Genomic DNA, 10,465 nt, shown 5'->3' on the forward strand with positions numbered 1-10,465 from the left:
GCATTGTCACTCGACAACGCTCCACCACAACAACGCGTGCATGTCACGACGCGATTCGCGGCCGCCCGGTGGCTGTCGCGACGACGATGGCTTCCACGAAACTGCGCTCGCCTTCGATTGTAGCAACTCTTATGTCGCGTGCGATCTCGATCCGAGCCTGATCGGCCCCGGCGCGCTCGGCAAGACCTGCCGCCAAGACTCGAATGTGGGCTTCGGCTGCGGCCATCGCCTCGTCCTCGGTGTCATAGTCGTCCAGCCGCTCGCCGGAATTGAGACGGAAAAGCCCGATCTCCGGTTGGCTGACGCGCGCTTCCGCTGACATTCGCACCTGTCCAACCACGGCGCCCAACGCATTTGCGACATCGGCGTGTTCGGCAATGCTGCATTCATTGCCGATCAATTGCGGCAGCCCGGCAAAGTGCAGCGAAGCCGACGCCCCGAGGCCGATCACCGGCCGGTCGAGCGCGATCGACAGCCGCGCCATGCCGCCTCGCCCGCCAACCGCCCGCTGAACCAGCGGGTTGGCAACGGAGACGCCGCCCTCCAGCCCGTCCTCGGCAAATACCGATTCAAGAATTACTTCGGCAGAACGCCGGGTGACGGAGGCAAGAACCATCTCGGAAAACGCTTCTGCGCCTTTGGCGACACGATGCCCCTGGCCGTCGCGCTTGCGTGAGAACAATTCGGCGCCCAGTCGAGCCGCGACAGGATCCCAGTTCCCTTGCCGGCCGAGCACATGGGCTGCATCGGATGGCGTGAAGCCGACGATATGCACCAGGCCACGTGCGACGAGGCGATTGAGCGTCGCGACCTGTGACGTCGATACGAGCAGCCGATCGAGCGCGGCGGGAATTGCCGAAATGTCAGCATAGAGCCGCGTCTCGGTAACCGTCAGGCCTGCGGCTAGACGTTCGGGCACACCTGTGCGCAATGCGAAGCGGCCGTCCAGCCGGCTGGTGTTGGGACTGAGCAATTGCCGCTTGAGACCTTGGTATATGGCATCGCCGTGTTTCACCGCGGCGAGCGCGAGCGGTACCAGCCGCCGGGGCCCGAGCACGATCGTCGAAGCCAACGACTGCTCATGAAGCGAAACTTCCGAATCCCCACCAAGGCCAAAGGTGCGCATGGCGACGGCTTCCACCATGGTTCGCATTCCGCCGACGGTGGCGCCTTCCGGATCGAGCCGCAGGCGGCCGCCGTCCAGGACTGCGATGTCGGTGGTGGTGCCGCCGATGTCGGACACCACCGCATCATCGATGCCGGTCATGTACCGCGCCCCCACCAGGCTTGCCGCTGGTCCTGACAGAATGGTCTCGATTGGCCGAGCGCGGGCGAATTCTGCGGTAATGAGCGCGCCGTCGCCACGCACGACCATGAGCGGAGCGACGATCCCGCGTCTTGCCAGAAAGCTCTCGGTGGCGTCGACAAGGCGATCGATCATCGAGATCAACCGGGCGTTGAGAAGCGTGGTCAGCGCCCGACGCGGGCCGCCGAGTTTCGACGACAATTCATGCGAACAGGTCACCGGGAGCCCGGTGCGCTCGCGGATGACGTCACGTACCGCGATTTCGTGTTCGGGATTGCGAACGGCAAAATAGGAGGCCACGGCGACGCCTGAAACTGTGTCGGCGAGAAACGGCAGCGCAGCCACGAGAGCGTCGAGCACCAGCTCACGCGGATCTCCGTGGACGTCATGTCCGCCCGGGCAAAAGATCACGGGATCGGAGCCGAGGGCTTTTGACAATCCGTTCCGGGCAAGGTCGGCTTCAGTGAAGCCGATCATCACCAGCGCGACCCGCCCGCCCTGCCCTTCGACGAGGGCGTTGGTGGCCAGCGTGGTCGACATCGAGACGAGCTTGATCGCGCTGGGCTCGATGACTGCCTCGGACAAAACAGCGTCTGCGGCGCCGGCGATGCCCTCGGCAAGATCGTGTCGCGTGGTCAGCGACTTGGCCTTGGCCACGATGCCTGTGGATTCCGACCACAGCACGGCATCGGTGTACGTGCCGCCAGTGTCAATGCCCAGATAAAGTGGCGACGGCTGGTGCGCACATGCGTTCATTTTGCTCAGTCACCCGACCCAGGTTCCGGCGAAAAATATTTCGCGAGCTTGTCCGCTTCGCCGTCGAACGCCTTGGCGTCGGCGGGTGGATCGCGCTTGATCGCAATATTGGGCCACACAAACGCATACTCGGCGTTCAGCGCGAGCCAATCGTCGAGACCAGGCTCGGTATCGGGAAAAATGGCCTTCGCCGGGCATTCCGGCTCGCAGACGCCGCAGTCGATGCATTCATCGGGATGGATGACGAGCATGTTCTCGCCTTCGTAGAAGCAGTCCACCGGGCAGACTTCCACGCAGTCCATGTATTTGCATTTGATGCAATTGTCGGTGACCACGAATGTCATTCGGTGGCCTTCAGACCAAGCCGTAGGTCATATCGAAGGGAATGCGATGGTCATCGATAGCCCGCACGCCAGCGGTGTTTTCAGCCAGGACGATCGAGGCTTTCCGCTCCTGCTCCGACAGATACGTTCCCCACAGGGTGACCACGCCGTTGTTCACGATCACGTCCGAACTCGAGGGCCACGATTCGGATCGCAAGGCATCGACAATCTCCATCCTGATGCTGCTGTCGTCATGCAAGGCCGGAGCGCGCCACCCTTTCCTGGCAATGACCAGCGCTCGCACCAGATTAGCGCGACTGACGATCCCAACCACCTGCCCGTCGCGCAGCACTGGGACACGCTTGATCCGATTGTGCTCAAGCAGGGTTGCGATCTCGGCGACTGGCGTACTCTCGACCACCGTCGCAACCTGCTGTGTCATGACGTCGATCACATGATCGGAATGAGATTTGACATAGTCTTCCGCCTGAACCGCGTTGTTGGTGAATAAATGAAGCCACCAGGAACGACCCTGCGGTGCTGTTCCGATCTCCGCCCGGCGGATCAGGTCTCCTTCACTGACGATGCCCAGCAGCGCACCTCGATCGATCACCGGCACGGCGCTGATCCCGTGCGACAGAAGAATATCGGCGACCTCGTCCACCGTACTGTCAGGCCCTACCGCGATGGCCGGCGACGTCATGACGTCCTTGGCGATCAGCATTTCGTTCTCCTTCACCGGCCTGCAGGCGGCAGTACCGGCGGCAAGGTCGTTCCAGAGCCTTGCCCGTTGCCAGCATGGAGATGGATCGCGCGACAAAACTCCCTTGCATGGAAAGCGTACGCTTCCAGATCGGCCGGATCGCCAGCGAACAGCCCCATGTCCTCGGCTTTGTGGAAGAACCAGGGAGCGGGCAAACCAGGATCGAGCGCGTTCACGGCAACGGCCGCAAGCAATGGCAGGCCTTCGTCCGCATCGTCGTCCATCAGTTGTTCGAGTGCACCCTGGATCACGCCTGTTGCTTGCGAACCAACCATGCTCTTGGCCAGTCTTGCATAGGTGATCGGCAGCCGGGTCCGTGCTTGCAGGAGCAGTTCCTCGCGCAGCCGGGTTTTGAGAGCATTGTCATCCACGGGTACGATTGGGATGCCGTCATCTGCGTCAGGGCGATTGGCAGATACCATTCGACCGACGACATGACGCCGAATGTCCGGGCCAGAAAGGATCCTGCCGAAATCGTGTTCAAGCCTGTCCATTATTGTCATTGCCGAGCCCAAGGTGCCCTTCGCGCGATATCGCCAAACAGTCCCCTAGCGTTGAGACCTGCTGGCTGGCACCCAATCTGTCGTTTCGCTACGCACGAGCTTCACTCATCCTTATCTGCAAGACAAACGAAATTTATTGCCGCTTCAGCACAATTATTTTGCATCATGATTCGATCGCGGTGAGGGGCGCAACCCTTTCCTTTTCGGATTCGATATGCATTTTTTACGGACGCGGCCGTCGCACTCCCAGCGTCCTGGGTTTCAGCAGGCGGCAATTCGCTCCCAAAGCGATCCAGAAGGAGATTTTGAGGATGATCACTGGTGCTCAATGCCGTGCCGCTCGCGCACTGGTCGAATGGACCCGTGAAAAGCTCGCCGGCAATTCAGGCGTGGATGCGCTGGTCATCGAAGAATTCGAGCGCCGGATCAACCTTCCTGACCGAGATATCTGCGACACGCTGCAAACCGCGCTTGAAAGCGCCGGCGCCGTTTTCATTGCCGAGAACGGCGGCGGTATTGGCGTTCGCCTGAAGCTCAACCGCTCGGAAGTCAAGCGGATCGGCGTTCTGGAGAATGAAGGCGGCATTGTCGGAACAGATGCCGTTCCATAAGCAAGACCTTCGGGGCCCAATGAATTCATGGTCGCAGCCCGTCGCTGGACAATCCAGGATCGGCATCGGCTTGATAGTGCACACAAGGGAGATGGCTCTCATGACAGTTATCTGGGACGATCTCACCAAGGAGGAGCAGACGGCACTCAAGCGAATGAACCGCGGACCCTACCCATCTCTATCGAAAGCCTTGGCCGAACGTCTTGTCTTTCTCGGGCTGGCTGAAGAAAGACCCAGCGGGACCGGGATAAACCGGGCCGGAAGAGAGCTGGTGATAAGAACGTTGCTTGGCGCCCGCTCTGACTAGTTTAGGATTGATACCCGCCAAACTGCACCGAGGTGGCTGACTTGACTTCCCGGATTGCTTCACCAACTATGGTCCTATGAACGCCGCAGTCAGAATTCGTCGCGATTTTCTTTTCCGGGTTTGCCCCATAGCGGGAATGTAGCCCCCGGCTCGGCTGCCATGCGTGCCCCGAGCCGAGGGGCGGTGCGATTACCCACATGGGATGGTTCCGCAGGACCTCAAGCCTCCGGAGCATTGGCGTTCCATCAAGATTTTCACGAATTGGCTCGATTCCGGCACCCTTTGTGGCGGCTGGTCCGAGCGGAAGCACGAGTATTCAAATGCAAGACAACACGAAAACGCGGCGCAAGCCGAACATCCGCATCTCACAGTCAGACCATGCGCGTCTGTCGGCGGTTGCGAGCACCGTGGCCGCGCGCAATCCGGAGGCCTCCGATGAACTGCTCGCCGAACTCGAGCGGGCACGTATCGTCGCCGATGATTGGGTCTCCGCCGGCACCGTCCAGATGGGTTCGACGGTGACATTCAAGCCCGATACTGGCAATGCCAAAACAGTCACGCTGGTTTTTCCTGGCGACGCGGACATCTCCGAAGGCAAGGTTTCAGTCCTCACGCCGATCGGCACGGCCCTGATCGGCCTCTCGGCCGGACAGTCGATCATGTGGACAGCGCGCGATGGGCGCCGGCACAAACTGTCGGTGCTTGCCGTAGGCCAACCCGCTGCGGAAGGCGATGCAGTCGATCGGCGCGCACCAGCGTCTTCGGCGATCCCGGCAGACGCCTAGACATGGGCGTTTCCACCCGTCTCCTCAATCACGCAGGCAGCCTGATCGCGGGAGTGTGACCCCTGCGCCGGCCTGTTCTGGTCCGGCACAGGGGTAGCTTCCACATCCGATCAAATGCTTGACGCCGGAACCCTTTCACGGGTCCGTCTTGGAGACGCACCATGCCCACTATCGATAGCTGCCAACTGACCACCAAGGACTTCACGATTCTTGAAGTGATGCAAGAGCGCCATCCCCGCGGCGATGCCTTGTCCGTTGTCCTTCAACGGAAGATTTCGAGCGCAATTGTGATGTTTCGAGAAGACATTCCGCCAACGGTCGTGACGCTCAGCACCCGAGTGACCTATCGTGTAAACGACGGCCCTGCCGAGACCCGCATCGTCGCACATGACGAGATGCGCGGTCTGGTTGGCATGCTTTTGCCGATCACCAACCCGCGCGGCCTGGCGCTGCTTGGTCTGGCCGAAGGTCAGTCCATGTCCATTCCGACCGCGCAGGGCGGCCATGAAACGCTGACTGTGCATGAAGTGGTCTACCAGCCGGAAGCGGCAAGGCGGGAGAGATTGGAGTTGACGGGGGGTGCAGCGCCCGACCCGTGGCGACCGAACGGACCGGTTTTGCGCGTCGCCCATCACTCTGATGAGTCACAACCCAAAGCGGAAAACAGGGTCATGGCGGCTTTCAACGACGGGTTCGACGACCCGGGGCCGTCGGCCGCCTGAGGCCTTGACTATCCAGAACGCTGGGAAAGCGGGTAGACAAGCGTTCCGTCGAGCCTTGCCTCCACACCGTCGGTGAGCTTCGCCGGCTCGACCTTGTCATGCCCATCAGATGAAAAACGGACTCGCCACGACTGATCAGATAGTCCGCGACGATTCTTCTGTGGCAACGCCACCAAAGCGTTTCCGAGCACATGATGGCGCACCGCTGCTGCCTGCCAAGGGACACAAGCCGCTCCAAACCGCCATGGAACTCCGCTGACAGCGCGTAGTCGGCGTAGTTGTGAAAACTCTGGTTGAGCCAGAATGCGTTGAGCGTCGGCGGAATGTCGTGCGCCTTGCCGCGCAGGCCGCCAAGCTCGGCAATATGCTCATATCCGATCCCGAAATCCGCAAGGCTGTCCGGCAGCGTTTCGCTGTTGAATTGCGGGTTGGTCCGCGATCGCCGGATGGCCCTTATGTCGACCACCAGGGTAATCTCGCCAACCCGCAACAGGGCGACGAATTCGGCGGTCGGCCGGGTCGAGTGGCCGATGGTGTGGAACGGATAAGGCATGTTCGATCAATCCATGGCGGTGGATTTCTTTCCGGCCGCATGATCAGTGATTTGGAACTGACAGAACACGGTCATTTCACCACCTGCTTCAATCCACGTAGCGCCTCCTGTACGTCGGTTCGCGACGCGCTTGCATCCGGATAGACTGCATAGGCCGGATAGGTGAATTCCGGCGCGCCCTCCACGACCTCCAGCTGCCCGGCCTCGATATGGGGCGCTGCCGCGCCCCTACGGAAATAGCCCATTCCGCCGGCGCGCAGAATGTAGCTCAGCCCAAGCGGACCAAGGCCGACCATTAATCCCGGCTCGCCGAAGGCAGAGGAACTGGCGCCATGTTGGGCCGCAAACAGCGGCCCCCAATCGACATAGACATAGTCCCTTGAGGCGTCCAACTCTGAGTCTCTGTCCGTGCTCCGAACCAAGACGAGCTGCTCCTCCACGAGGAGCTCCACCCTGAAGCCTGGCAGCAGCTTCGGCGCATAGAGCACCGCGATGTCGAGAACGCCAGTCCTGAGCTGCTCGAGGAGCTGGTCCGGCACGCCGACCTGGGCTTGGATGGCGATTTCCGGCCTGGCCTTCTTCATCCAGACCAGCCAATCGAGCAGCAGCGGGTTCCACAGGCTGAGCTCCCCGCCCAGGGCAACGACGCTTGTCCGTCCCGATGGGATGGCGAGCTGGTGGCGTGCTCGTTCCCAGATTTGCACGAATGATTGCGCGAACCGCTCGAACTCCCGGCCCGCCTGCGTCAACTGCGCACCATTGCGATTGCGGACAAAGAGCTGACGTCCGAGCTCTTCCTCCAACGTGCGTATCCGCGCGCTGACAGTGGTCTGGGTGACGTGGAGTCGGTCGGCAGCTCTCAGAAAGCTGCCGGAATGGACGATTTCCAAAAACGTGCGCGCGCGGTCGATGTCCATGCTGGTTCCCGATTAGTGCAATAATCTTGCATCAATACAGCATTTAATTCCGTTTGCCTTCCTGTTTTACGCAGCGCAACGTCCACGTAGGCGAGGGTCTCCGCTGTAACGGATATGGAGCGTGCGATGTCTGATCAGGAGGATGTTTGTCCGGAGACGAGAGAATACGCCTCTCCACCATGCTTTATGCATGAGCTTGTCCCGGGGTACGGCACTGAGCCGGCCGTTCAGGACGCATGGCCCGATGTCTGTCGATGGCGCAAGGCGGAACGCAAGCGTCTAATCGATGAGCGTCTCGCGATGGACGCCGAGGAACGCAATGCGAGGTCTTTACGCATCGCTTCCGTTCTCGACCTGGCCGTCGGTCGGGTGAGCGGGCGGATCGTCAGCGGCTATTGGCCGTTCCGCGGTGAGCCCGACCTCCGCAACTGGGCGATAAAGGTGATCGAGCGCGGCGGGCGGATTGCGCTTCCAGTCGTCATCAAGAAAGGCTGGCCGCTGGAGTTTCGCATCTGGGGGCCGGGAGACCCGCTCGAACGCGGAGTCTGGAATATTCTTGTCCCCTCTCATGGACCTGCCGTCCAACCGGATGTGGTCATCGCGCCCGTTGTCGGTTTCGACGAGGCTAACTATCGCCTGGGTTATGGCGGCGGCTTCTTCGACCGGACCCTGGCCGCGGCGCCCAGGCGGCCTCTCGTCGTCGGCGTCGGTTACGCCCGTAGCAGGATCCGAACCATCTATCCGCAGCCGCACGACATTCCGATGGATGTGGTCGTCACGGATGAATGAATAAACGCGGGCAAGAGCTGGCCTCGTGTGATGGCGGATCGCAGGGATCGTCCATCGTTGAGCCCGTCTGCCTGCCGGCAGTGGAGAGCAGGAAGCACATCATGTCCAATCCAGCCTCGACCTTGGATGGTCACAAGCCCCGGTTTCTCGTCCGATGGCTGTTTTCGACCAACCACAAGGATATCGGAACGCTTTACCTGCTGTTCTCGATCATGGCAGGCGTCTTCGGTACGGCGCTTTCCGTGTTGGTCCGCATGGAGTTGCAGGAACCGGGTTTGCAGATATTTGGCGATCCGGGCGTCTACAATGTGGTCGTCAGTGCCCATGGGCTGGTCATGATCTTTTTCGTGCTCATGCCGGCGCTGATTGGTGGCTTCGGCAACTGGATGGTGCCGATCATGATTGGCGCACCCGACATGGCTTTCCCCCGCTTGAACAACATCTCGTTCTGGCTGCTGGTGGTGTCATTCATCCTCTTCATCACCTCGATGTTCGTTCCGGGAGCGCCCGGTACGCTCGGCCATGGCGGCGGCTGGACGCTCTATCCGCCTTATTCGACGGATGGCCAGCCAGGTCCCGCCGTCGACCTCGTTATTCTGTCTATCCACCTTTCGGGGGCCTCCTCGATCCTCGGCGCGATCAACTTCATCACGACCATCTTCAACATGCGCGCACCCGGCATGACCATGCACAAGATGCCTCTGTTCGCCTGGTCGATGCTGGTCACCGCCTTCATGCTTCTCATGTCGCTGCCGGTGCTCGCCGGCGCGGTCACCATGCTGTTGACCGATCGCAACTTCGGGACGACCTTCTTTTCGCCGTCCGGCGGCGGTGATCCGATCCTCTACCAGCATCTGTTCTGGTTCTTCGGCCATCCCGAAGTCTACATCATGATCCTGCCTGGCTTCGGCATCATCAGCCACGTCATCTCGACCTTCGCCAAGAAGCCGATCTTCGGCTATCTCGGCATGGCCTATGCAATGGTGGCAATCGGCGCGATCGGCTTTGTCGTCTGGGCGCATCATATGTATACGACCGGCCTGTCGGTCGACACGCAGCGCTACTTCGCCTTCGCATCGATGGTCATCGCCGTTCCAACCGGCGTGAAGGTGTTTTCGTGGTTGGCGACCATGTGGGGAGGATCGATAGAGTTCAAGACACCCATGATGTGGGCTCTCGGTTTCGTCCTGCTGTTCACCATTGGTGGCGTCACTGGCATCATGGTTGCGAACCCCGGTATCGACCGCGTGTACCACGACACTTATTTCGTGATCGCTCACTTCCACTATGTGCTGTCTTTGGGGGCAGTCTTCGCGATCTTTGCCGGCTTCTACTACTGGTTCCCGAAGATGACCGGCTATATGTACAGCGAAACGCTCGGCAAGCTGCATTTCTGGCTGATGTTCATCGGCGTCAACCTCGTCTTTTTCCCGCAGCATTTTCTGGGCATGGCCGGCATGCCGCGACGTTACGCCGACTATCCCGATGCTTTTGCCGGCTGGAATTTCGTCTCGTCGATCGGTTCCTACATCTCAACGGCCGGGCTCGTCGTTTTCTTCATCGCGGTTGCCGAGGCCTTCAGCCGCAGACGCCCAGCAAGCGCCAATCCTTGGGGCGAAGGGGCGACCACGCTGGAATGGCAACTGCCATCGCCGCCGCCCTTCCATCAATGGGAGAAGCTGCCGCGCGTTGCCTGAAATTCAGCTCCGGTTCCGAACCGGCGCCTGCTTCGACATTCTGTCGGGAGAACGTCATGAACGAAACCACAGATCCAAACAACCAGATCCTGCTCGTGGCGATCATAGCGTTTTATTGGGCATTGCTGGGCAGTTGGGGCCAAACTCTGCCGCGCTCGGGCAACGACAAGGCCAAGCAGGACGATGCGCCGACAGAGCAGCGAACCGGCAGTATCGACGATATATCCTATACGGACACACGCTTGGATGCGATCCGAGAGATCGACCCAACTTTCGACCTTGCCGCGTTTCTGACCGGTGCCAATATGGCTTATGAAGCTATCCTGCGCGCGTATGCGGACAGCGACATCCCAACGTTGAAGCGTCTCGTCGGGCCGGAAGTGTTCGATATCTTCGGACGAGCGATTGCCGGCCGCCGGGGGGGGGGGGGTGT

12 protein-coding genes and 1 pseudogene are annotated in these 10,465 nt (G+C 60.6%); 7 read left to right on the forward strand and 6 right to left on the reverse strand.

From position 1 onward, the window contains the following. Positions 1 to 43 precede the first annotated feature (43 nt). Genes FJ973_RS28965 through FJ973_RS28980 form a run of 4 tightly spaced genes read right to left on the reverse strand, consistent with a single transcriptional unit; the run spans position 44 to position 3,642 of the window. On the reverse strand, positions 44 to 2,062 hold the full coding sequence (locus FJ973_RS28965) for a hydantoinase/oxoprolinase family protein (protein WP_140558741.1): 2,019 nt from the start codon (positions 2,060 to 2,062) through the stop codon (positions 44 to 46). A 5-nt stretch (positions 2,063 to 2,067) separates the two neighbouring features. Next, a complete protein-coding gene (gene fdxA / locus FJ973_RS28970) occupies positions 2,068 to 2,406 on the reverse strand; it encodes a ferredoxin FdxA (RefSeq protein ID WP_140525745.1) in 339 nt (112 codons plus the stop codon). A 10-nt stretch (positions 2,407 to 2,416) separates the two neighbouring features. Continuing rightward, positions 2,417 to 3,109: a CBS domain-containing protein gene (locus FJ973_RS28975; protein WP_140558742.1), complete on the reverse strand. Its 693-nt coding sequence runs from the start codon at positions 3,107 to 3,109 to the stop codon at positions 2,417 to 2,419. 11 nt (positions 3,110 to 3,120) lie between these two features. Then, a complete protein-coding gene (locus tag FJ973_RS28980; protein ID WP_140525743.1) occupies positions 3,121 to 3,642 on the reverse strand; it encodes a hypothetical protein in 522 nt (173 codons plus the stop codon). A 2-nt stretch (positions 3,643 to 3,644) separates the two neighbouring features. Here FJ973_RS28980 and FJ973_RS31525 point away from each other — a divergent pair, with 2 nt between their 5' ends. The 4 genes from FJ973_RS31525 (at position 3,645) to FJ973_RS29000 (ending at position 6,076) form a co-directional block, all read left to right on the forward strand. Next, positions 3,645 to 4,262, forward strand: coding sequence for a hypothetical protein (locus FJ973_RS31525; RefSeq protein WP_246671102.1), 618 nt, complete (start codon positions 3,645 to 3,647; stop codon positions 4,260 to 4,262). Between the two features lie 100 nt (positions 4,263 to 4,362). Beyond that, on the forward strand, positions 4,363 to 4,569 hold the full coding sequence (locus tag FJ973_RS28990) for a hypothetical protein (protein ID WP_140500693.1): 207 nt from the start codon (positions 4,363 to 4,365) through the stop codon (positions 4,567 to 4,569). Between the two features lie 320 nt (positions 4,570 to 4,889). Beyond that, positions 4,890 to 5,354: a nucleoside diphosphate kinase regulator gene (rnk, locus tag FJ973_RS28995; RefSeq protein WP_140518336.1), complete on the forward strand. Its 465-nt coding sequence runs from the start codon at positions 4,890 to 4,892 to the stop codon at positions 5,352 to 5,354. Positions 5,355 to 5,515: 161 nt separating this feature from the next. Next, a complete protein-coding gene (locus tag FJ973_RS29000) occupies positions 5,516 to 6,076 on the forward strand; it encodes a nucleoside-diphosphate kinase (protein ID WP_140518335.1) in 561 nt (186 codons plus the stop codon). A gap of 8 nt (positions 6,077 to 6,084) precedes the next feature. On the opposite strand, the pseudogene FJ973_RS29005 reads toward FJ973_RS29000, so the two are convergent. Beyond that, positions 6,085 to 6,629, reverse strand: a pseudogene (locus FJ973_RS29005) (DUF488 domain-containing protein). A 71-nt stretch (positions 6,630 to 6,700) separates the two neighbouring features. Beyond that, positions 6,701 to 7,546 carry a LysR family transcriptional regulator gene (locus FJ973_RS29010; protein ID WP_140518333.1) on the reverse strand — a complete coding sequence of 282 codons (846 nt, stop codon included), beginning with the start codon at positions 7,544 to 7,546 and terminating at the stop codon, positions 6,701 to 6,703. 126 nt (positions 7,547 to 7,672) lie between these two features. Here FJ973_RS29010 and FJ973_RS29015 point away from each other — a divergent pair, with 126 nt between their 5' ends. The 3 genes from FJ973_RS29015 to FJ973_RS29025 form a co-directional block, all read left to right on the forward strand. After that, the gene (locus tag FJ973_RS29015; RefSeq protein ID WP_140558743.1) at positions 7,673 to 8,335 is read left to right on the forward strand and encodes a 5-formyltetrahydrofolate cyclo-ligase; all 663 of its coding nucleotides are present in this window, start codon (positions 7,673 to 7,675) and stop codon (positions 8,333 to 8,335) included. A gap of 101 nt (positions 8,336 to 8,436) precedes the next feature. Further along, complete coding sequence (ctaD, locus tag FJ973_RS29020; RefSeq protein WP_140558744.1) at positions 8,437 to 10,032, forward strand: cytochrome c oxidase subunit I; 1,596 nt, start codon at positions 8,437 to 8,439, stop codon at positions 10,030 to 10,032. A gap of 56 nt (positions 10,033 to 10,088) precedes the next feature. After that, positions 10,089 to 10,465: TIM44-like domain-containing protein (locus FJ973_RS29025; RefSeq protein ID WP_181170982.1), on the forward strand; the 377-nt coding region annotated here is incomplete at its 3' end.

The sequence above is a fragment of the Mesorhizobium sp. B2-1-3 genome (assembly GCF_006442495.1).
In the GTDB taxonomy this organism is placed as follows: Bacteria; Pseudomonadota; Alphaproteobacteria; order Rhizobiales; family Rhizobiaceae; genus Mesorhizobium.

Bases quoted from the DNA above. Each gene is read 5' to 3' on its own strand.
- fdxA (WP_140525745.1), bottom strand. From the start codon at position 2,406: ATGACATTCGTGGTCACCGACAATTGCATCAAATGCAAATACATGGAC.
- FJ973_RS28975 (WP_140558742.1), bottom strand. From the start codon at position 3,109: ATGCTGATCGCCAAGGACGTCATGACGTCGCCGGCCATCGCGGTAGGG.
- FJ973_RS28980 (WP_140525743.1), bottom strand. From the start codon at position 3,642: ATGGACAGGCTTGAACACGATTTCGGCAGGATCCTTTCTGGCCCGGAC.
- FJ973_RS28990 (WP_140500693.1), top strand. From the start codon at position 4,363: ATGACAGTTATCTGGGACGATCTCACCAAGGAGGAGCAGACGGCACTC.
- FJ973_RS29015 (WP_140558743.1), top strand. From the start codon at position 7,673: ATGTCTGATCAGGAGGATGTTTGTCCGGAGACGAGAGAATACGCCTCT.
- rnk (WP_140518336.1), top strand. From the start codon at position 4,890: ATGCAAGACAACACGAAAACGCGGCGCAAGCCGAACATCCGCATCTCA.
- FJ973_RS29000 (WP_140518335.1), top strand. From the start codon at position 5,516: ATGCCCACTATCGATAGCTGCCAACTGACCACCAAGGACTTCACGATT.
- FJ973_RS29010 (WP_140518333.1), bottom strand. From the start codon at position 7,546: ATGGACATCGACCGCGCGCGCACGTTTTTGGAAATCGTCCATTCCGGC.
- FJ973_RS28965 (WP_140558741.1), bottom strand. From the start codon at position 2,062: ATGAACGCATGTGCGCACCAGCCGTCGCCACTTTATCTGGGCATTGAC.
- ctaD (WP_140558744.1), top strand. From the start codon at position 8,437: ATGTCCAATCCAGCCTCGACCTTGGATGGTCACAAGCCCCGGTTTCTC.